The organism is Micromonospora sp. NPDC003197, from assembly GCF_053590565.1.
Genome location: NZ_JBSFTE010000018.1, coordinates 21,286 through 40,970 on the forward strand (window position 1 = coordinate 21,286; position 19,685 = coordinate 40,970).

Here is a 19,685-nt window from a genome sequence, read left to right on the forward strand (position 1 = left end):
TACGAAGAGATGGAGAACGCAGTCGAGCGGTTGCGTAACGAGTGGAACACCGACCCGCGTTGGCAGGGGGTACGGCGAAGCTACCGCGCCGAGGACGTCGTACGGCTGCGTGGCGCGATCCAGGAGGAGCACACGCTGGCCCGACACGGGGCGGACCGGCTGTGGCGGATGCTGCACAGCGAGGACTACATCCACGCGCTCGGTGCCCTCACCGGCAACCAGGCCGTACAGATGGTCCGGGCCGGGCTCAGGGCCATCTACCTCTCCGGCTGGCAGGTGGCTGCGGACGCCAACCTCGCCGGGCACACCTATCCCGACCAGAGCCTCTACCCGGCCAACTCGGTGCCCGCCGTGGTCCGCCGGATCAACAACGCCCTGCTGCGGGCCGCCCAGATCACCACGGCCGAGGGGGAGCCCGACAGCACCGGCTGGCTGGCCCCGATCGTCGCCGACGCCGAGGCCGGCTTCGGTGGGCCGCTCAACGCGTACGAGTTGATGACCGCGATGATCGCCGCCGGGGCGGCCGGGGTGCACTGGGAGGACCAACTCGCCGCCGAGAAGAAGTGTGGCCACCTCGGTGGAAAGGTGCTCATCCCCACCGGCCAGCACATCCGTACATTGGAGGCGGCGCGGCTGGCCGCCGACGTGGCCGGCGTACCCACGGTGGTCATCGCCCGTACCGACGCCCAGGCCGCCACTCTGCTCACCACCGACGTCGACGAGCGGGACCAGCCGTTCGTCACCGGCGAGCGGACCGCCGAGGGCTTCTACCGGGTCCGCAACGGCATCGAGCCGTGCATCGCCCGGGGCCTGGCCTACGCCCCGCACGCCGACCTGCTCTGGATGGAGACCAGCACCCCGGACCTGGAGGTCGCCCGCCGATTCGCCGAGGCCATCAAGGAGCAGTACCCGGACCAGCTTCTCGCCTACAACTGCTCGCCGTCGTTCAACTGGCGTAAGCACCTCGACGACGCCACGATCGCCAAGTTCCAGCGGGAACTCGGCCACATGGGATACAAGTTCCAGTTCATCACCCTGGCCGGCTTCCACGCCCTGAACTACTCGATGTTCGACCTGGCCCAGGGGTACGCCAACAACGGCATGTCCGCGTACGTCTCGCTACAGGAGCGGGAGTTCGCCGCCGAGGCGACCGGCTACACCGCCGTCAAGCACCAGCGTGAGGTGGGCACCGGCTACTTCGACCTGATCAGCACCGTGCTCAACCCGACCGCTGAGACCACCGCCCTGCGCGGCTCCACCGAGGAGGAGCAGTTCGCATGAGGTACGAGATCATCGGCCCGATGGCGGACCGGTTCGACGAGATCCTGACCGCCGACGCGCTCGCGTTCCTGGTCGCCCTGGACAGCGAGTTCGCCACCCGTCGGGTGGCGCTGCTGGACGCCCGGCGGGCCCGCCGCGCCCGGTACGCCAGCGGGCAACTGCCCGACTTCCTCCCGGAGACCGCCCGGATCCGTACCGACCCCAGCTGGCAGGTGGCACCACCCGCACCCGGCCTGGTCGACCGACGGGTCGAGATCACCGGACCGACCGACCGCAAGATGACCGTCAACGCCCTCAACTCGGGTGCTCGGGTGTGGCTGGCCGACTTCGAGGACGCCACCGCGCCCACCTGGCACAACATCATCGGCGGCCAGCTCAACCTGGGCGACGCCCTGGACCGGCGGATCGACTTCACCGACCCGCGCGGCAAGCGGTACGCCCTCGGCGACGAACTGGCCACGATCGTGGTCCGCCCGCGCGGCTGGCATCTGGTGGAGAAGGGAATCGTGGTGGACGGGCGGCCGATCTCGGCCAGCCTGGTCGACTTCGGTCTCTACCTGTTCCACTGTGCCCAGCGGCAACTCGACGCCGGTCTCGGGCCGTACTTCTATCTGCCGAAGCTGGAGACCCACCGCGAGGCCCGGCTGTGGAACGACATCTTCGTCTTCGCCCAGCACTACCTCGGGCTGCCGCAGGGCACCATCCGGGCCACCACGCTGATCGAGACGATCACCGCCGCGTTCGAGATGGAGGAGATCCTCTACGAACTGCGGGAACACTCGGCGGGCCTGAACGCCGGGCGGTGGGACTACATCTTCAGCGTGATCAAGAACTTCGGGCAGTGGTCCGACTTCGTGCTGCCGGACCGGTCCGCGGTGACCATGACCGTGCCGTTCATGCGGGCGTACACGGAGTTGCTGGTGCGGACCTGCCACCGGCGCGGCGCGCACGCGATCGGTGGCATGGCCGCCTTCATCCCCAGCCGCGACCCGGAAGTCAACGAGGTCGCCCTGACCCGGGTACGGGCAGACAAGCAGCGGGAGGCCGGCGACGGTTTCGACGGGTCCTGGGTCGCCCACCCGGGGTTGGTCGAGGTGTGCCGGGAGGTCTTCGACCAGGTGCTGGGCGACCGCCCGCACCAGATCGCGCGTCGCCGCGACGACGTACTGGTCAGCGCCGCCGACCTGCTCGCCGTCGACAAGACCCCCGGCCAGGTCACGGCGGTGGGGCTCCGCTCCAACATCGCGGTCGCCCTGCGCTATGTCCATGCCTGGCTGGGCGGCACCGGCGCGGTGGCGCTGTGGAACCTGATGGAGGACGCGGCGACCGCCGAGATCGCCCGCTGCCAGGTGTGGCAGTGGGTACACCACGGGACTCCGCTGGCCGACGGTGGTTGCGTGACCGAGGAACTGGTGCGGTCGATCCTCGCCGAGGAGTTGGGCGATCTGATCCGGGGTGCTACGGCCGCCGACCGGGAGCGCGCCGAGCAGGCCGTACGGATCTTCGAGCGGACCGCACTCGGGGAGGACCTGCCGGCGTTCTTCACCACCGACGCGTACGCCCACCATCTCGGGCCCTCGGGCGGAGGTGGTCCGACCCGGGAGGGTCGATCGGCGGCGTGAGTGTCGATCTACATGTCACATAAGTGGGACATGCGGGGAAGCAGGCAGGGCCCCTAGGTTCGGATTTGCGGATATTGATCAGCTCATCCGCCTCGCGATCCTGGGTAACGGAGGACGACGATGTGGAAGAAGGCTGGCGGCGGGCGGCTCGGGAATCACCTTCCCGAACAACTTCACCGCCTGGAAGTGCACCTCGGGTACCGGCACCTACCGGACCAGGGCGAAGTGCCTGAACCTTCCGACCAACACCTACGTCTACCGGTACGGCAGCTGGGTGGGTATCGGCAACTTCTCCTCGGTGACCTGTATCCGTAGCGATACCCGGGCCGAGGTCGTGGCCACGTCCGGCGTGCAGAAGGGCTGACGACGGTACGACCGTTCACAGCCGACCGAAGAACTCCTCGTAGTGCGGTTCGCGGTAGCCCGGCACCGACCTGGCCGCCTCCCGGGCCTCGCCGTGGAGCCGATCCGCAGTGGCCCCGTCGCCGGCAGCCTCGGCGGCGCGGGCCGCCGCGTGTCGGGCCACGGCCAGGACGTACCGGTCGCCGATCTGGGGGGCGAGGGCACCCGCATAAGCCGCGTCGTGACCGGCGGCAACAGGATCGGCGAGATGCAGGTGGGCCGCGGCCCGCGCCAGATACGCCTCGGCCCGGGACGGTAGATCGCCGGAGTGCTCGGTGACAGCGACCGCCTCGGTGAGGCTGGGGATCGCCTCCCGCCACCGTCCGGCCCGGCAGAGCACCTGCCCGCGCATGCTCAGCGCCGCACCCTCAAGACCGACGGCCCGGATCTCCCGCGCGATCCGCAGCGCCTCGGTCACCCCGGCAAAGGCCTCCTCCTCGGCACCGACAGCCATCCGTACCATCGCCGAATTGCTGAGACTGGCCGCCACCAGCAGCGGCGGACCGAAGCTGCGGCGCAGCGCCAGAGCCTCGTCGTGGTAGCGGAGTGCGCTGGCCACGGAACCGGTGCGGTAGTGCAGGACGCCCAGCGCCTCCAGGCAGGTCGAGGTCTGGTTCTGGTTACCCACCGCCCTGAGCAACTCCAGGCAACGCAGCAGGTCCGCCTCCACCAGAGCGGGGTCACCGGTGCCCCGGTTCAGGCCGGCTCGGTAGAAGAGCGCGACAGCGTACTCCAGGGGCATTCCCAGCCGGTCGGTCAACTCCACCGCGCCGTCGATCAGGCTGACCGCCTCGTGCCGATAGCCGTACCGGCGCAACACGGCGACGCTGGCCCAGGAGAGCAGGGCGGCACCCCGGGCGGATTCGCCGGAGCTCTCTGCCGCTGCGGTGAAGGCCGCCAGGATGTTCGCATGCTCCTCAGCCAGCCATCGGACAGCCTGTGCCGGACTGGTCGGCGGTGCGTCCTGCCATGGGGCAGTCGTCCGCTCCCGTCCGACCGACGGGGCCCAGCCGGCGCTCGCCATCCGCTCGATCTCCCGCGCTCCGAGTTCGTACAGCTGGGTCAGTCGGCCCAGCGCGGCCTCCCGGTCGGCCGTCGGGTCCGCAGTGGCCAGCTCGGCGGCGTACAGCCGGAGTAGATCGTGGAGGGCATAGCTGCCTGGCCCTCGGGGCTCGACCAGGCGCTGGTCCACCAGGCGTTCCAGGGCGTCCTCGGCGTGCGCCGACGATTCGTCCAGCAGGGCGGCGACGGCGCGTGGCGTGACGACCGGTAGCCGGGAACCCCCCACCAGTCGGAGCACCCGCGCGCCCCGGCGGTCTCGGTCGTCACCGTCGAGCAGGGCGACGTACGCGTGCGCAATCGAGGCCCGCAGGCTGAGGTCGTCGTACTCCAGTTCGTCGAGGCGCTGCCGTGGATCGGTGAGCCGGTCCACGAGTTGGTCCAGGGTCCAGTGTGGGCGACTCGCCAGGCGGGCCCCTACGATGCGTAGGGCCAGCGGCAGGAAACCGGAGAGTTCGGCGAGTCGATCGGCCGCCTCCGGTTGGGCGGCGATGCGGTCCGCGCCGCACTCGACCGCAAGCAGCTCCACCGCGGCGTCCCGGGGCAGCAGGCCGACGGCCAGGTGTTGGCCGTTGGGCAGGGTGGTGAGTATCCGCCGGCTGGTCACGATCGCCGTACAGGTCGGGTCGCCCGGCAGCAGGTCCCGCACCTGGGCGGCGTCGCGGGCGTTGTCGAGTACCACCAGGATCCCGCGTCCGGCGATTTCCGAGCGGTAGCCGGCGGTCGCCTCGCCCGGCTGCGTCGGCACCGCGTTGCCCGGCATACCCAGGGTCCGTAGGAACCGTCCGAGTACGTCGATCGGTCGTAGCGGCGGCAGATTGGCGTCGGAGCCCTGGAGGTCGACGTAGAGGGTGCCGCCGGGGTACCGGTTGGCTAGGTGACTGGCGAGTTGGACGGCGAGCGCGGACTTTCCTATCCCACCCGGCCCGTGCAGACCGAGGACGGCGGGTGGCGCGGTCCCGTCGAGCCAGCCCAGGATGGTGGCTATCTCCTCCTGCCGACCGACGAAGTGGGCGATATGGGCGGGCAGCTCGCGCAGGGGCCGGCGTGCGGACACGGTCACGGTGGCCGGCACGTCAGTGGACAGCTGTGGACTGTGATGCAGGATGTCGCGGTAGAGAGCCTGGAACTCGGGGCTGGGGTCCAGGCCGGTCTCGTCGGCCAGGACGTCTCGGGCCCGGAGATATGCGGCCACCGCGCCAGCCACGTCCCCGGTACGGTAGAGCGCGGTCACCAGCTGTCCCCAACTGCGTTGCCGGAGCGGGTGAGCCGACACCGTGTCACGTAGCGGCCCGACCAGCGCGGCGGCGGCCCCGAGGCCGAGTTTTGTCTGGACCAGGTCCTCCTCGACCAGCAGCCGTTCCTCGTCGAGGTGGGTGAGTCGGGCGGCGAGCGCGGGGGACAGGGGTAGGTCGGTCAGGGGCGCCTCCCGCCACAGCCGTGACGCGGTACCGAGGCTGGCCTCGGCAAACTCCAGCCGTCCGGCGGTCAACGCATCCCGACCCCGCTGGGCCGCCTCTCGAAACCTGTCCAGGTCACGCTCGCCCGGCTGCACCTCCAGTAGGTAGCCGCCGGTACGGGTGTGCAGGCGGCTGGCGACCTCCGGCGCCACGCGCAGCGCCCGACGCAGGCCGTGTACGTAGGTGCGGAGGTTGGCGGGGGCGGACATCGGGCGCGGCTGACCCCACAGCATCTCCACCAGATGGTCGGTACGCAGCACCTCGTTCGGATCGAGCAGCAGAGTGGCGCAGAGCAGACGCTGCTTGACCGAGCCGAGGTGCACCGGCGCGTCGTCGATTCGTACCTCGAGCGTCCCTAGCAGCCCCCACCGGATGTTTGCCACGCCGCTTTTTCTAGCAGAGCGGGCAACCCTCCCAAAGAGACTGACCGGTTTTCGCGGACGCTCTCCGGACCGGGGTCGTTGCGGGCGCGGGCCCGGCTTACCGATCGAGCGTCGGTCCGGCGAGCTGGAGACCCATCGCGATGCGGGTCAGCCCGGCTTTGTTGGGCGTACCGGTCTTCTGCCGGATTCGATGCACATAGGTGTCCACGGTCGTTTTGGACAGTCCTAGTCGAGTCCCAATCTGCTTGTGGGTCAGCCCACCGGCGACGAGCCGGAGGACTTCCCGCTCGCGTGGGGTCAATGCCCTGGGTAGCTGGATACCATCGGGTGTTGGGTCAGCCTGGCCGGGAGCGACCTGGGGTGATTCAGTGGCGAGCGCGGCCCGTAGCTCCCCGTCGACGTAAAGGTCGCCACAGGCAACCGCGCCGATGGCCCGGATCAGCGTGCCGGCGTCGGACTCCTTACCGATGTAGCCGCCGGCTCCGTGGCGTAGCGCCGTGCGTACGTCATCGGGGCGGCGGGACGCGGACATGATCAGCAATCGCAGGTGTCCGGGCAGCAGTGCGGGCAGCGGTGGCCCAGAGAAGGGGTCCACGACGACCACAGCTGGCTCCGGCCCCGGGATTCGTGGATCGCACTTGGCCAGTGACGGGAAGAGACCAGCGAACCGGATGCTGGCTGTTTCCCGGAGCACCTCCGCCACACCTCGGAACGTGATGGACCGATCGTCGACGACGGCGACCAGGAATTCCATCCGCGTCCCTTTCCGCGGCCGTGGGACATGCCCACGGCCGCTGCCCGCCTCCCGAAGGGGAACCGCCTGGCTCTCCTGGCAGCCCTACCACGGTAGGCACGGCGACCTACAAAGTAGCTACAAGGGACGTACAAGCCTGGTCACCCGCGGCGGACGGGTCACTTCTGCAGGTGGTCGGTCCACCTCACCGGACGCAGTCAGGAAGGGTCCAGTCCCACAGTGCCGGTCGAGCGCAGATGTTGATGCCGGGCTGGTCGAGGATGTCGTCAGGCAGCCCTGGGGCGACGGTGAGGTCGGGGGTCGCGGTGATCACCTGCCCGGGATCGGTGCTGGTCCCGGCCGCGCCGGCGAGCGCGAGCAGGACCAGGCCGGGCAGGAGTAGCCGAGTGGTGCGGGCACCACTGGTTGTCGTACGCACGGTGTCGTCCTTTCATGGTCGAGCTGTCAGAGAGAGCGTGACCGAAAACGCGTACGCGGTCGAGGGCAGCAAACCATTCGGCTAGCTCGACATCGTCCAGTTGGCTCAGGGGGACCGGGATTTCCGGCCAGCGGTTTCTCCTAGCGTGTGGCGACCTGGGGGTCGTACCAGCTTTGGGTAAGGAAGAAGTCCCGGATGTCCTCGGCAAGTAGCTCCGGTACCTCCATTGCGGCGAAGTGGCCGCCGCGCTCGAACTCCGACCAGTGCCTGATGTCGTACAGCCGCTCGGCCAGCGGTCGTACCGACTGCGTGATGTCGTGTGCGAACACCGCCACGCCAAGCGGTACCGGGCACGGCTCGGTCCGTCGCGGAGCGTCGCGGTGCAGCCGGGCTGAGGAAGCCGCGGTGGCGGTCAGCCAGTACAGCGAGATGTTGGTGAGCATCCGCTCGTCACTGATCTGCGAGCGAGGGTCCGTCCACTGTGCAAAGCGCTCGGCGATCCAGGCCAGCTGACCCACCGGCGAGTCGGTCAGCGCGTAGCCGATGGTCTGCGGGGTGGTGGCCTGCAAAGCCTGGTACGGCGGACGGTTCGCCATCAGCTGCCGGACTTTGTCCAGACGCCTTTCATCCTCCTCGGACAGTTCGGTGGCGCCGTCCGGATCCGGCCGGGTCGGCAGGTAGTTGACGTGCACCCCGACGACCTGATCGGGTGCCACCGCGCCGAGCGCCATTGAGATGCCCGAACCGAAGTCGCCGCCCTGCGCGCCGTAGCGCTCGTAGCCGAGTCGGCGCATCAGTTCCGCCCAGGCCCGTGCGACCCGGACGATGTCCCAGCCACGCTCGTGGGTCGGCCCGGAGAAGCCGTAACCCGGGATGGACGGGATCACCAGGTGGAAGTCGCGGGACAGCGGCTCGATCACGTCGAGGAACTCCAGGAACGAGCCGGGCCAGCCGTGGGTGAGGATCAGTGCGAGCGCGTCCGGCTTCGCGGACCGGACGTGGACGAAGTGGATGTTCTGGCCGTCGATCTCGGTGGTGAAGTGCGGAAGCTCGTTGAGGGTGGCCTCGTGCTCACGCCAGTCGTAGCCGGTGCGCCAGTATTCGGCCAGTTCCTTGAGGCGTGCCAGTGGGAAGCCGTAGTCCCATCCGGCGTCGTCGACCTCGTTGGGCCACCGGGTGCGGGCGAGTCGGTTGGTCAGGTCGTCGAGGTCGGCCTGGGGGATGTTGATGCGGAACGGCTTGATCACGGTCCTGCCCTCCATGAGTATTCATTTGGCGGTTAAACGTTTGGACGACCAACGTTTGGTGTCCAAACGATATCGCAATCGTTGGTGCCCCCAACGATTCGTTAGACTTGTCACATGGAGAACCCACCCGAGAAAACGGCTGCCAGCTGGGAAAGCCTGCCCAGCTGGCTGCTCACCCAGACCGCCAGCCACGCGCACCGCCTGGTGTCCGAGGGCTTCTCGGCCGTGCACGCCCGTGGCTACCACTACCGCCTACTGGCGACGTTGGAGGAGATCGGCCCGGCCAGCCAGGCCGCGCTGGGTCGCCGTAGCGGCATCCACGTCAGCGACATCGTCGCGACGATCAACGAGCTCGCCGAACGCAAACTGGTCGAGCGCGCCCCGGACCCCTCCGATCGGCGGCGTAACATCATCTCGCTGACCGTTGCGGGCAAGCGGCAGCTGCGGCGACTGGAGAAGCAGCTGGCCGAAACCCAGGACGAACTGCTGGCTCCGCTGTCACCCGAGGAGCGACAGCGGTTGACCGGGCTGTTGTCCAGGCTGTTGGACCACCACAACCGGCAAGAGCAGCCCGGCGTACGGCAGTAAGGGCGGTGCCGTCAGGCGGAGGTCGATGCCGAGGCGTGTCGCCGCATCAGTGCGACGTACCCCTCTTCCAGGGATGGAGTCACCGGCGTCGCGTCGGGGCTGGGGCGTACCGCGCTCACCACCCGGTAGACGGTGCCGTCGGCCCGGCTGACCGCCGAGACCACCACACCTTCCGCAGGCGGTGCGCCAGTGGTGTGCAGCTCCCAGGTCGCGCCCTCGCCGGTCCGGGCCAGGTCGGCAACCGATCCCGTGTAGATCACCTGACCGGCGGCGAGCACGGCCGCGTCCGGGCAGGTCTGCGCCACGTCCTCCACGATGTGGGTGCTCAGCAGCACGGTGCGCTGCCCGGCTAGCCCCGACAGGAGGGTCCGGAACCGTACCCGTTCCTCCGGGTCGAGGCCGGCGGTGGGCTCGTCCACGACCAGTAGCGCCGGGTCACCGAGCAACGCCTGGGCGATCCCCACCCGTCGCCGCATGCCACCCGAGAAACCCCTCATACGCCGGCCGGCCACCTCCGCCAGCCCGACCATCTCCAGCAGTTCTCCCACCTGCCGGCGTCGCGCCGCCGGGTCGTCGAGTCCCTTCAACAGGGCCACGTAGTCGAGGAACTCCCGGGGCGACAGGTCCGGGTAGAGCCCGAAATCCTGCGGCAGGTAGCCGAGCCGGCGCTGTACGGCGAGCCGACCGGCTCGCCGGGTCAGGTCGTGACCGCCGACCGAGACCTGCCCAGCGCTGGGGGCAAGTACCCCGGCCAGGACCCGCATGAGCGTGGTCTTGCCCGCACCGTTGCCACCGAGCAGGCCGAACATTCCGCCGGGCACCGCCAGATCCACCCCACGCAACGCGGCGACCCGGCCGAACGAACGGCGCAGTCCGGTGATCTGAATGTCCATCTGAGTCGCCTCCGGTGATCAGGTCGCGCGTCGGCGACTCTGGAGCAGGCCGGCCACCAGCAGGGGGAGCAGGCCGGCGAGGACGAGCAGCGCGATGCTGGCTGCGGCGGTCGCGGCGGTTGGTGCCGGCCGCAGGAACGACACCGGGCCGGGTATGCCCGCGTGGTTGACCGGGGTGCCCAGCAGCCAGCTGGTCGCGTAGCCGCCGATCGGGGTCAGCAGGGACCCGGTGAGGGTCGGCAGGGTCACCGGAAGGAGCACGTTGCCCCAGAACCAGTACCCGACGAACAGCACCCGGAACAGGGGCGCGCTCAGGAACAGCGGGCAGACCAGCGCGAACCCCGCCACGAACGCTAGCCCGGGGAGCAACACCAGGGCGAACGTCACGACACCCCAGGGCAGCATGGCGGCGTCGCCCCGCCGTACCGCCTCGTAGCCGCCGGCGGCGAGCATGGCGAGCAGGGCGGGTGTGCCAGTGGCGGCGACGCTGCCCAGGTACGTGCCGCCGAGCCGCCCGCCCACGCCGATCGGCAGGCTGGCCAGCAACTCGCTGGTACGCAGCCGGCGGTCGCGCAGCAGCCGGTCGGCCAACGCCATGCCGAACCCGATCGGCACGATGACCACGAACAGGAACGCCCAGCGGGTCATCACCTCCCGGGCGGAGGCATCCGGTGGTGGGGGCGCGTAGCGCGGGCCCATCCCGGAGCGGGCGACGGCGAGCAGCCCGGTCAGCAGTGCGATTGTGATCCACAGTGATCGCTTGCGGATCTGCATTCGGAACTCGTACCGGACGACCGCCAGTACCTCTCCCATTCGGGTCACACCTCCTCCTCGGTCAGCATTCGTTCCGGCTGGCGCAGCAGTACGGCAGCGCCGACGGCGAGCGGTACGGTCACCGCGACGAGTAGCAGCCGGTCGGCGACCCAGCCGGAATAGGCGTCGAGCCGGGTGACCGGAAACAGGTAGAACGGCCGTAGCCAATCGTGTTCCGTGAACGCCGGGGTCAACAGCTGCTGCACCAGCCACATGCCGGCGGGCACCGTCGTGGCCAGCAGCAGGCTGCGGGTGAGCAGCCCGACGAGGATCGCCAGGCTGGTCAGCCACGCCGCCGACGGTGCCCAGAGCAGCGGTGACAGCAGGGGTGTCGGGGCGTACCAGAGATCCGCCGACCAGACCGCGACCGTGAAGACGACGGCGATGGCGGCGGTGGCCCCGCCCAGGAGGGCGAGCCGTCGGCCCAGGACCACGGCGTACCTCGTGGGCAGCGACAGGTGCAGTTCGCGGGCCCGTCCGACGGCGACCACCGACGCTGCGGCAAGCGCCACCGCCAGGGGCAGCAGCGCCTCCAGGCCGGTGAGCAGGATGCCGGAGAGTTGTACGCGTTCCGCGCCGTTGCCGCTCGCAAGCAGCGCCCCGGCGATCGTGACCAGGACCGCCAACGCCGGTGCGGCGGGGGCGACCCAGCCGAGCCGCCGTACCTCGTGCCGCCAGATCTCCACGCCCCTTGAGTGCATCCAGCTCGTCGCGTGGTTCACTCAACAGAGGGGTGATCCGGCTCACTCAGCGTCCGAGTCGTGCCGTCCGGAGCGGCGGCAGCCGGGGGAGGAGCAGCAGGGCACCCGCCACCAGGGCGCCGGCCACGGTCAGCGCGGGCCATGTCGTACGCCACGCCGCCTCGATCACGCTGGCGAGTTCGGCGTCGAGCGAACCGGAGACGGCCAGCGCCCGCAGCGTCCACAGTGCTAGTGCAGCGGAGCCACCGACCGCTGGGCGCCACGTCGACGCCAGGGCGAAGCTGACCGCGGAGAGCAGGACCATCGGGCCGAGCCAGGCAGCGAGCAGCCGGCCCGGCTCGCCGGCCCCGGCCAGACTAAGTGCGAGCGAGCCGACCATCGCAGCCCCGAAGATCACCCCCAGTACCAGGGTCAGCCGGGCGAGCAGGATCGTGCGTACCGACGTCGGCGTGGCCCGCAGCAGCTCGCCCGACGGGTCGTCGTCGCCGCAGGCGGCGGCGACCACGAGCGCCGCGACCAGCGGGACGACCGTGGCGAGTACGGCTTCCGCCGGTGCCGTCGCCCACCCCGCGACGGCCGTCCCGGCGGCGAGCACCAGGGCGGCGACGATCCACACCCGCCACCCCACCAGTCGCCACTGATGGGCCAGCAGTCCCACGGCGCGGGCCACCGGGCGGGTGCCGGGAACCGCCCGGTAGGGCGGTGGTGTTCCAGGCCGAGGCGACGGTGGGGTGAGGCGGTCGCGCAGTGCCGAGAAGAGGCCGGTCGGCGCGGGCGCCAGCTGATCGCGGACCCCCTCGGCGATGCGCTGCCAGGCGCTGGTGTCCTGTCGGCACGCGGCGCACTGGGCCAGGTGCGCGGCGACCGCTGCCGCCGCGCGGTCGGGCAGCGTGCTGGCCGCGTACTCGGCCAACCGGTCGGTTGGATGGCTCATCGGTGGCCTCCCCTCGTCGTAACCGGGCGGGATGTCTCGGGCACCTGGTCGGTCTCGGCTGGCAGAGCCCGGGCCAGGATGGCGCGGGCGTGGTGGAGTCGACTCTTGACCGTGCCGACCGGTACGTCGAGCACGGCGGCGATCTCGTCGTGGGCCAGCCCGGCACCGAACGCGAGGTCCAACACCTCCCGATGGATGGGGGCCAGCCCCGCCAGCGCGGTGGCGACCGCTCGGGCGTCGGCCCGGGCGAGGGTGACGGCTTCCGGGCCGGGCTCGCCGGTGGCCTGCTCGGCGGCTACGTCGATGGGCAGGTGCAGTGGCTGGCGTCCCCGCATCCGGCGCAGCGCCTGCCGTCGGCAGATCCCGAAGAGCCAGGTCCGTACGGTGGAACGCGCCTCGAAGGAGGCGGCGGCGTGCCACACGGCCAGGAGCGTGTCCTGAAGTGCCTCCTCGGCGCTGAGCCGGTCGGCGAGCAGCCCTTCGGCGTACGCCAACAGGGCCGGTCCGTGCCGCGCGTACAGTCGTTCGAGCGCCGCCTGATCTCCGGCGGCCACCTGGTGTAGTAGCCGCCGGTCGGCGTCCTGTTGCCCGGCGACCGTCGCGTCCATCCCGTCCTGGGTAGCCGCCGCCGCCGCACCGGTTCACGCCGGTGGGCTCGATGTGACCGGGGTCACCGCCGCGGATTGTGGTGCGGGTCACTCCCCGTAATGCACCGGTGCGGACAGGAGAGGTCGTCTTGCCTAACGTGAGAAGAGGCGTGGACACGGTCGACGAGGCGGAACTCGTGCGCCGTACGGCCGCAGGTGACCGACGGGCCTTCGACGAGTTGTATCGCCGTACGTCGCCGTGGCTGGCCGTACGACTGCGTCGCCGGTGTGCCGACGAGGACGTGGTCGCCGACGTGATGCAGGAGACCTACCTCGCGGTCTGGCGGTCGGCGGGAAGCTTCGCCAGCGCCGCCACCTCGGGCAGCGCGGTCGGCTGGCTTTGGACGATTGCCGCCAACCGGCTGGTCGACGCGTTCCGGCGGCGGGCCCGGCAGGCGCAGGTGCCGGCCGTGCCGCTCGCCGAGACGGTTGCTCCGGCCGCCGAGGACGAGGTGATGGCCGGTCGGGTCGACCAGAACCTCGAACGTGCGCTGCTGACGCTGCCGCCCGAGATGCGCGAGGTGCTGCGCGCCATGGTGCTCGACGGGCTCACCTCACGCGAGACAGCGGTGCTGCTCAACGTGCCGGAGAACACGGTGAGGTCCCGCGCCCGGCGGGCCCGGATCGCCCTGCGGGAGGCGCTGTCATGACCACACACCCCAGTCTCGCCGCGATCGCAGAGTATGCCGGCGGCGGCCACGGCCTCGACGAGGCCACCGTCTGGTCGGTTGAGGTCCACCTGGAGGACTGCGCGGAGTGCCGGGCTCGGCTGGCGGGCAGCGCGGCCGGCAGCACTCTCGACCTGCTCGACCGGGTAGCCGCCGGGATCGACCGCGAGATCACCGCCGGGCCTGCCCCGGCCCGGCAGGCCCGCCGCTGGTTGGTGCTGAGGCGTCGCTGGCTGGTCGCCGCGCTGTTGCCCTGGGTCGCCATGACCGTCCCGGTGCTGCTCGGCGCGCTTGCGCTGAACCAACTGCTGCCCAATCTGCCATCGCTGGTGCTGCTGCTCGCCCCGGTAGCACCGCTGCCCGGGGTGGCGTTTGCCTGGAGCCACCACCTCGACCCGGCCGGCGAACTGATCGCCAGCACCCCGGCGGCCGGCCTGATCATGTTGCTGCGGCGCACCCTGGTGGTGCTCGCCGTGATCGTTCCGGTGCTCACCCTGTTCGGAGCCGGCACCGGGACGTCGCTGGCACTGATGTTGCTGCCGTGCCTGGCGTTCACCGCCGGCACCATCGCGCTCGGCGCACTGATCGGCGTATCGCGCGCCGCGGTCGGCCTCGGCACACTCTGGGCGCTGGCCGTGGTCGTGCCCACGGTGGTCACTGAGGACATGCCGCTCGTGCTGCGGCCCGACAGCACCCTCTTCTGGGCGCTGGCCGCTGCGGTGTTGTTCGGCATCGCGGTGAGTCGCGCCGGCGAATTCCGTCGGCTGACCAGCCACCGATGAGCTTTCCTTCTCCGCTACGAAAGGTATCTCCATGCGTACAGTGAGCGCGGCCGAGACGGCCGCCGTCACCCATCCCTGGGCCGTGCACGCCGACGGCCTGCGGGTGAAGGCCGGCACCCACCTGGCCGTCGACGGCCTCGACCTGGCCCTCGGTGCCGGCGTGCACGCGCTACTCGGACCCAACGGCGCCGGCAAGACCACGCTGATGCGCGCCCTGGCCACCGTGGCCAAGCCGGCCGGCGGCACGTTGACTCTGCTCGGCGCAGCCGTCAACGACCGTACCGACCTGCGGCGGGTGCGCCGCGGCCTCGGCTATCTGCCGCAGCAGTTCGGCTTCTACCCACGATTCACCGTGCGCGAGTTCGTGGAGTACATGGCCTGGCTCAAGGAGATGCCGAAGTCTGCGGTGCCGGCCGCGGTGCAGCGGGCGATCGACCGGGTCGGGCTCGCCAAAAAGGCCGACGCGAGGATGAAGACGCTCTCCGGTGGCATGCTGCGCCGGGCCGGCATCGCCCAGGCGATCGTGAACGACCCGGAGCTGCTGCTGCTCGACGAGCCGACCGTCGGCCTCGACCCCGAGCAGCGCCTCGACTTCCGCGAACTGCTGCGCGACCTCGGGGTCGACAGCTGCGTCCTGGTCTCCACCCACCTGGTCGAGGACGTGGTGGCCGCGTGCACCGACGTCATCCTGGTCAATGAGGGTCGGCTGGTGCATCGGGGCACCACCGACTCGCTGATCGCCGCGGGCGGTTCCGGCGACGTCGGTGACAGCCCAGCCGAGCGGGGCTATTCCGCCCTGCTGCGCCGTCACCGGGCGGAGGCGGGCCGATGAGCCGCATGCTGCGCATCGAACTGCGTCGCTCCGCCGCCCTCGGCGCTGCCCTGGTCCTGCTGCTCGCCGGCGCGATTGCGTGCTACGCCGCCCCGGGGCGCTGGTCGTCCAGCTGGATGGCGTTGGCCATGATCCAGCGGGAATACCTGGTGTTGTTGTTCCCCCTGGCGCTGGCGGCCGGGGCCTGGCAGGGTCGCCGGGAGAGCCGGAACGGCCTGGCCGAACTCGTCGGTAGCACGCCCCGACCACGCCCCCAGCAGGTCCTGCCGCTCCTCGGCGCGCTCGGCATCGCGGTAGTCGGCGGTTACCTGGCGGTCCTGGCGGTAACCGCGCCCTGGATCGCCGGCACCGCCAGCTATCTCCCGGCGGCGGCGTTCGCCGTGGTGGCCGTCGGGGCTCTCGCCGTGGTCGCGGCGGCCTGGCTGGGCCTCGCGGTCGGCCGCCTGTGGCCGTCGGTCGCCGCCGGGCCGGTGCTCGCCGTCGCCGGCATCGGCTGGCTGATGGGCTTCCCCGGAATCGTCAGGGGCCAGGAGTGGCTGGCCGCGTTGTTCTCCCCGATGTACGGAATGAGCCAGATCAGCGACTACGAGACGGTGTCCGGTCGGCTCACCACGGCCCAGGCGGTGTGGCTGGGAGCCCTCGTCGTCGGCGCGTACGTCCTGCACTCGGCGAAGAGCCGCCGGACCCGGGTGGCGGCGCTGCTGCCAGTGGCGCTCGGCGTGGCCGTGGCGATCGCGGTGATGCCGCACGACCGCTACCTGCCGCGCGTGATCGACCCCGTCGCGCAGGAACTCGTCTGCACCACGGACGCCCCGAAGATCTGCGTCGCCCGGATCCACTCCTCCCTGTTGCCCGAAGTCACGCCCCGGGCACGGCAAGCGCTTGCACTGCTTGCGAAGTTGCCGCAGCCGCCGGCCGAGGCGCACGAGGACACCGCCACCTGGGGTCGCGACATGCCCGAGCCCCTACCGGACCCGGCGGGAATCGCGCTGATGACCATCCAGGTCGATGATCGCGGTCACCTCGCCTCCCCGAACGACCTCGTGCCGCAGATCGTGGCCCGGAAGTTCAGCAACCAGGGTCAATGCCCGCCGAAGCCGGGATTCCGGACCCCCCTCGTTCTGCGGGCGGCCACGTACTGGCTGGTCGGCACCGAACCACCGGCGGAGCCTGGCTTCGACGACGGCGGCGAGTGGAACAACCAGGTCCGCCAACTGTGGCAGAGCCTGCGGGAACTACCCGAGGCGGAGGCGTTGGCCCGGGTGACGGCAGTGCGCGAGGGTGCGCTGAGGTGCGCCGACCTCGACGAGATCGTGCGCGGTAAGTAATGCGGTGGCCGACGCTCTACCTGCGGTCACGTCGGGTGCCGCTGGCCCTGGCCGCGGCCGTCGTAGGCATGGTGGTGATGTGGGTGCTCGGATCGGCCTTCAGCGACGGCGCCCCGGGCGTCACGATGGTCGTGCTCACCGTCCTCCTGCTGGTCGTGGCGCTCACCGCCACGCTGGGCGGCCCCGACGAGGAGCTCGACCGTACTGCCGCACAGCCCTGGGCGCCGCGCCGGGTCACCCACCTGCTCGCCGCGCTGGCCGTGGTGGCCGGTCTACCGTTCCTGACCCACCTCACCGGAGTCGGCTTCGGGCCGGCCTGGCTGGTGATCCGGGACGCTGCCGGCCTGCTCGGTCTGACCGCGTTCAGCGCGCCACTGTTCGGGGCGGTCCGGGCCTGGTTCGTGCCGCTGGGCTGGACCCTTGCCGCGGCCGTCTATCCGGTGACCGGCCACCTGCTCGGAGAGATCCTGACCTGGCAGTCCCAGGCACCGGGTAACACACCGGCGGCGGTGACAGCCATGCTGCTCGCGGTCGGCGGTCTCATCGCGTACGCAGTCGCTGGCCCCGCCCGGCGTGCCCCCGCAGAAGCCGCCCTCTGAGAATCGGGTCGTATGCCTGCCGGAAGAGACACCGAGCCCCTGGCCCTTCATCGAGGGGCCAGGGGCTCGACGTTCGTCGCACGATGGCGAGGGGTTTCTGGCCCTGCTCGGACCACCACCGGCAAGTGCAACCAGGCGTACGGCGGTAGCGGTGGTGCCGTCAGCTGATGGGTGATGTCGAGTAGGTGAGTTTTCAATCACCAATCTCGCCATTTGGGCGGATTTATCGATCTGTATAGCGCTGTGCTGCCGGTCGGTGTCCGGCGAGTGTCGGGCCGGGGTGACCGCCACCCGGTGCGGGGCGCGTGTCGAGTCGACGGCTCGCCGCCAACCAGACCCTGATCGACCAGCGAATGTGGTCGTTGGCGCGGCGGTTCGAGGGTCGAGGTCGGCCTGGTGTCTCGAGTGGATGGTCGCGGATGTGGTCGGCGGTCTCGCTGTGGGTGCGCCGCATTTAACAGCAAGATTCTCAATATTTCCAGCCTTCCATGTCTGATTAATGATCGTTAGGCTTCCGTCCCGCTAGATCAATTTGTGCCTGGTCCTGCGCGTTGTCCGCGCTGGTCCAGGTGGGATCAGGAAGCGAGAAGATGGAACGTTCGTATCTATCCGGGCGCGGCTGGCGCCTGGGCGTGGCAACGGCTGCGGCCACCGCCGCCATGGCGTTCGGTACCCCGGCGACTGCGGCTCCCGCCGAGGGACAGATCCTCCAGGCGGGCGGTGCCACCGCGGTTTCCGACTCGTACATCGTGGTGTTCAAGGACACTGCGGTGACCCGCTCCGAGGTCAAGGGCAGCGCCCGCGCCCTGGCCGGTCGACACGGCGGCACCGTCGGCCGAACATTCGAGAACACCGTACGGGGCTTCGAGGCTCGGATGTCTGCGCAGCGAGCACGGCAGCTCGCCGCCGACCCGTCGGTGCAGTACGTCCAGCAGAACCACATCATGCGGATCTCCGCTACGCAGACCCCCACCCCATCGTGGGGGCTGGACCGTAGCGACCAGCGCGACCTGCCGTTGAACAGCTCCTACACCTACCCGAACAACGGTGCGGGGGTTCGGGCGTACGTCATCGACACCGGCATCCGGATCTCGCACAGCGACTTCGGTGGCCGGGCGGTAAGTGGATACGACGCGGTCGACGGCGGCACCGCCGACGACTGCAACGGTCACGGCACGCACGTCGCGGGCACCGTGGGTGGCACCTCCTACGGCGTGGCCAAGGGCGTCACCCTGGTCGGCGTACGGGTCCTCGACTGCGCTGGCGAAGGTACGTACGCCGGTGTGATCGCCGGCATCGACTGGGTCACCGGTGACCACGACCCGGGTGAGCTGGCCGTGGCGAACATGAGCCTGGGCGGCCCGCAGGACCAGGCGGTCAACGACGCGGTGGCCCGGTCCATCGCCGACGGCGTGACCTACGCGATCGCCGCCGGCAACGAGTACTCCACCGACGCCTGCACCGTCTCGCCGGCAAGCACTTCGGAGGCCATCACCGTCGGTGCGACGACCAGCACGGATGCTCGCGCCAGCTACTCGAACATCGGTAGCTGCCTGGACATCTTCGCCCCGGGCTCGTCGATCACCTCGGCCTGGTACACGAGCGACACCGCCACCAACACGATCAACGGTACGTCGATGGCCACCCCGCACGTGGCCGGCGCGGCTGCACTGGTGCTCGCGGCGAACCCGTCGTACACCCCGCAGCAGGTCCGCGACGCGATCGTCAACAACGCCACCACCGGCAAGGTCACCAACGCGGGTACCGGCTCGCCGAACAAGCTGCTCTACATCGGCTCGGCCGCGTCGCAGCCTAGTTGCTCGGGCACCAACGGCACCGACGTCACGATCGCGGACAACACCACGGTGGAAAGCTCCATCACCATCAGTGGCTGCTCGGGCAACGCCTCTGCCACCAGCACGGTTGCGGTGAACATCGTCCACACCTACATCGGTGACCTCGTCGTCAGCCTGGTCGCGCCGGACGGTTCCACCTACAGCCTGCACAACCGCACGGGTAGCTCGACCGACAACATCAACGCCACCTACACCGGCGACCTCTCCAGTGAGGTCCGCAACGGCACCTGGAAGTTGCGGGTGCAGGACGCCGCCGCTGGCGACACCGGCTACATCAACAGCTGGACGCTCACCCTGTAACCCGCCCGAATAGCAGTTCAGCGGGGCTCCCCGAGTCGGTGGAGCCCCGCTGAACCGAGTGCGGGACGTCCGGGTCGGCCGGTACTCGGCCGACCCGGACGTCACCTCAGTACCAGGT

The 19,685-nt window shown here is 70.2% G+C and carries 18 protein-coding genes; 9 read left to right on the forward strand and 9 right to left on the reverse strand.

The features are described 5' to 3' along the window. The first annotated feature begins 9 nt into the window (after positions 1-9). Complete coding sequence (aceA, locus tag ACWDV4_RS20205) at positions 10-1,281, forward strand: isocitrate lyase (protein ID WP_449981040.1); 1,272 nt, start codon at positions 10-12, stop codon at positions 1,279-1,281. Beyond that, positions 1,278-2,903: a malate synthase A gene (gene aceB / locus ACWDV4_RS20210; protein ID WP_449981042.1), complete on the forward strand. Its 1,626-nt coding sequence runs from the start codon at positions 1,278-1,280 to the stop codon at positions 2,901-2,903. The genes aceA and aceB overlap by 4 nt, the downstream gene beginning before the upstream one ends. 379 nt (positions 2,904-3,282) lie before the next feature. On the opposite strand, the gene ACWDV4_RS20215 is transcribed toward aceB, so the two are convergent. The 4 genes from ACWDV4_RS20215 to ACWDV4_RS20230 form a co-directional block, all read right to left on the reverse strand. After that, complete coding sequence (locus tag ACWDV4_RS20215) at positions 3,283-6,207, reverse strand: BTAD domain-containing putative transcriptional regulator (RefSeq protein WP_449981044.1); 2,925 nt, start codon at positions 6,205-6,207, stop codon at positions 3,283-3,285. 97 nt (positions 6,208-6,304) lie between these two features. Continuing rightward, complete coding sequence (locus tag ACWDV4_RS20220; RefSeq protein WP_449981046.1) at positions 6,305-6,961, reverse strand: response regulator transcription factor; 657 nt, start codon at positions 6,959-6,961, stop codon at positions 6,305-6,307. A gap of 184 nt (positions 6,962-7,145) precedes the next feature. Further along, entirely contained in the window at positions 7,146-7,379 is a 234-nt protein-coding gene (locus ACWDV4_RS20225; RefSeq protein ID WP_449981048.1) for a hypothetical protein, read from the reverse strand. A 140-nt stretch (positions 7,380-7,519) separates the two neighbouring features. Continuing rightward, positions 7,520-8,641 (reverse strand): epoxide hydrolase family protein, encoded by a 1,122-nt coding sequence (locus ACWDV4_RS20230; RefSeq protein WP_449981049.1) that lies wholly within the window; start codon positions 8,639-8,641, stop codon positions 7,520-7,522. Between the two features lie 99 nt (positions 8,642-8,740). On the opposite strand from ACWDV4_RS20230, the gene ACWDV4_RS20235 reads away from it, so the two are divergent. Beyond that, on the forward strand, positions 8,741-9,214 hold the full coding sequence (locus ACWDV4_RS20235) for a MarR family winged helix-turn-helix transcriptional regulator (RefSeq protein WP_449981050.1): 474 nt from the start codon (positions 8,741-8,743) through the stop codon (positions 9,212-9,214). A gap of 11 nt (positions 9,215-9,225) precedes the next feature. On the opposite strand, the gene ACWDV4_RS20240 is transcribed toward ACWDV4_RS20235, so the two are convergent. From ACWDV4_RS20240 to ACWDV4_RS20260, 5 genes are all read right to left on the reverse strand, one after another. After that, entirely contained in the window at positions 9,226-10,107 is an 882-nt protein-coding gene (locus ACWDV4_RS20240) for an ABC transporter ATP-binding protein (RefSeq protein WP_449981052.1), read from the reverse strand. Positions 10,108-10,125: 18 nt separating this feature from the next. Further along, on the reverse strand, positions 10,126-10,920 hold the full coding sequence (locus tag ACWDV4_RS20245) for a hypothetical protein (protein WP_449981054.1): 795 nt from the start codon (positions 10,918-10,920) through the stop codon (positions 10,126-10,128). A gap of 5 nt (positions 10,921-10,925) precedes the next feature. Further along, entirely contained in the window at positions 10,926-11,606 is a 681-nt protein-coding gene (locus tag ACWDV4_RS20250) for a hypothetical protein (protein WP_449981056.1), read from the reverse strand. Between the two features lie 61 nt (positions 11,607-11,667). Then, on the reverse strand, positions 11,668-12,555 hold the full coding sequence (locus ACWDV4_RS20255) for a zf-HC2 domain-containing protein (RefSeq protein ID WP_449981058.1): 888 nt from the start codon (positions 12,553-12,555) through the stop codon (positions 11,668-11,670). Beyond that, the gene (locus ACWDV4_RS20260) at positions 12,552-13,163 is read right to left on the reverse strand and encodes an RNA polymerase sigma factor (RefSeq protein WP_449981060.1); all 612 of its coding nucleotides are present in this window, start codon (positions 13,161-13,163) and stop codon (positions 12,552-12,554) included. Before ACWDV4_RS20260 ends, ACWDV4_RS20255 begins: the two co-directional genes overlap by 4 nt. Positions 13,164-13,312: 149 nt before the next feature. On the opposite strand from ACWDV4_RS20260, the gene ACWDV4_RS20265 reads away from it, so the two are divergent. The 6 genes from ACWDV4_RS20265 to ACWDV4_RS20290 all read left to right on the forward strand — a co-directional run bounded on the left by ACWDV4_RS20265 (position 13,313) and on the right by ACWDV4_RS20290 (position 19,567). Further along, positions 13,313-13,852 (forward strand): RNA polymerase sigma factor, encoded by a 540-nt coding sequence (locus ACWDV4_RS20265; protein WP_449981061.1) that lies wholly within the window; start codon positions 13,313-13,315, stop codon positions 13,850-13,852. Further along, a complete protein-coding gene (locus ACWDV4_RS20270; protein WP_449981063.1) occupies positions 13,849-14,652 on the forward strand; it encodes a hypothetical protein in 804 nt (267 codons plus the stop codon). Before ACWDV4_RS20265 ends, ACWDV4_RS20270 begins: the two co-directional genes overlap by 4 nt. A gap of 31 nt (positions 14,653-14,683) precedes the next feature. Then, positions 14,684-15,484: an ATP-binding cassette domain-containing protein gene (locus tag ACWDV4_RS20275; protein WP_449981065.1), complete on the forward strand. Its 801-nt coding sequence runs from the start codon at positions 14,684-14,686 to the stop codon at positions 15,482-15,484. Beyond that, positions 15,481-16,812: a hypothetical protein gene (locus ACWDV4_RS20280; RefSeq protein ID WP_449981066.1), complete on the forward strand. Its 1,332-nt coding sequence runs from the start codon at positions 15,481-15,483 to the stop codon at positions 16,810-16,812. Before ACWDV4_RS20275 ends, ACWDV4_RS20280 begins: the two co-directional genes overlap by 4 nt. Next, complete coding sequence (locus ACWDV4_RS20285; RefSeq protein WP_449981068.1) at positions 16,812-17,411, forward strand: hypothetical protein; 600 nt, start codon at positions 16,812-16,814, stop codon at positions 17,409-17,411. The genes ACWDV4_RS20280 and ACWDV4_RS20285 overlap by 1 nt, the downstream gene beginning before the upstream one ends. A 590-nt stretch (positions 17,412-18,001) precedes the next feature. Continuing rightward, positions 18,002-19,567, forward strand: a complete 1,566-nt coding sequence (locus ACWDV4_RS20290; RefSeq protein ID WP_449981070.1) for a S8 family peptidase — start codon at positions 18,002-18,004, stop codon at positions 19,565-19,567. The last annotated feature ends 118 nt before the right edge of the window (positions 19,568-19,685 follow it).

What these genes read in the sequence shown, in the direction of transcription:
- aceA (WP_449981040.1), top strand. Translation starts at nt 10, where the DNA reads ATGGAGAACGCAGTCGAGCGGTTGCGTAACGAGTGGAACACCGACCCG.
- aceB (WP_449981042.1), top strand. Translation starts at nt 1,278, where the DNA reads ATGAGGTACGAGATCATCGGCCCGATGGCGGACCGGTTCGACGAGATC.
- ACWDV4_RS20220 (WP_449981046.1), bottom strand. Translation starts at nt 6,961, where the DNA reads ATGGAATTCCTGGTCGCCGTCGTCGACGATCGGTCCATCACGTTCCGA.
- ACWDV4_RS20230 (WP_449981049.1), bottom strand. Translation starts at nt 8,641, where the DNA reads ATGGAGGGCAGGACCGTGATCAAGCCGTTCCGCATCAACATCCCCCAG.
- ACWDV4_RS20235 (WP_449981050.1), top strand. Translation starts at nt 8,741, where the DNA reads ATGGAGAACCCACCCGAGAAAACGGCTGCCAGCTGGGAAAGCCTGCCC.
- ACWDV4_RS20240 (WP_449981052.1), bottom strand. Translation starts at nt 10,107, where the DNA reads ATGGACATTCAGATCACCGGACTGCGCCGTTCGTTCGGCCGGGTCGCC.
- ACWDV4_RS20245 (WP_449981054.1), bottom strand. Translation starts at nt 10,920, where the DNA reads ATGGGAGAGGTACTGGCGGTCGTCCGGTACGAGTTCCGAATGCAGATC.
- ACWDV4_RS20255 (WP_449981058.1), bottom strand. Translation starts at nt 12,555, where the DNA reads ATGAGCCATCCAACCGACCGGTTGGCCGAGTACGCGGCCAGCACGCTG.
- ACWDV4_RS20260 (WP_449981060.1), bottom strand. Translation starts at nt 13,163, where the DNA reads ATGGACGCGACGGTCGCCGGGCAACAGGACGCCGACCGGCGGCTACTA.
- ACWDV4_RS20270 (WP_449981063.1), top strand. Translation starts at nt 13,849, where the DNA reads ATGACCACACACCCCAGTCTCGCCGCGATCGCAGAGTATGCCGGCGGC.
- ACWDV4_RS20275 (WP_449981065.1), top strand. Translation starts at nt 14,684, where the DNA reads ATGCGTACAGTGAGCGCGGCCGAGACGGCCGCCGTCACCCATCCCTGG.
- ACWDV4_RS20280 (WP_449981066.1), top strand. Translation starts at nt 15,481, where the DNA reads ATGAGCCGCATGCTGCGCATCGAACTGCGTCGCTCCGCCGCCCTCGGC.
- ACWDV4_RS20285 (WP_449981068.1), top strand. Translation starts at nt 16,812, where the DNA reads ATGCGGTGGCCGACGCTCTACCTGCGGTCACGTCGGGTGCCGCTGGCC.
- ACWDV4_RS20290 (WP_449981070.1), top strand. Translation starts at nt 18,002, where the DNA reads ATGGAACGTTCGTATCTATCCGGGCGCGGCTGGCGCCTGGGCGTGGCA.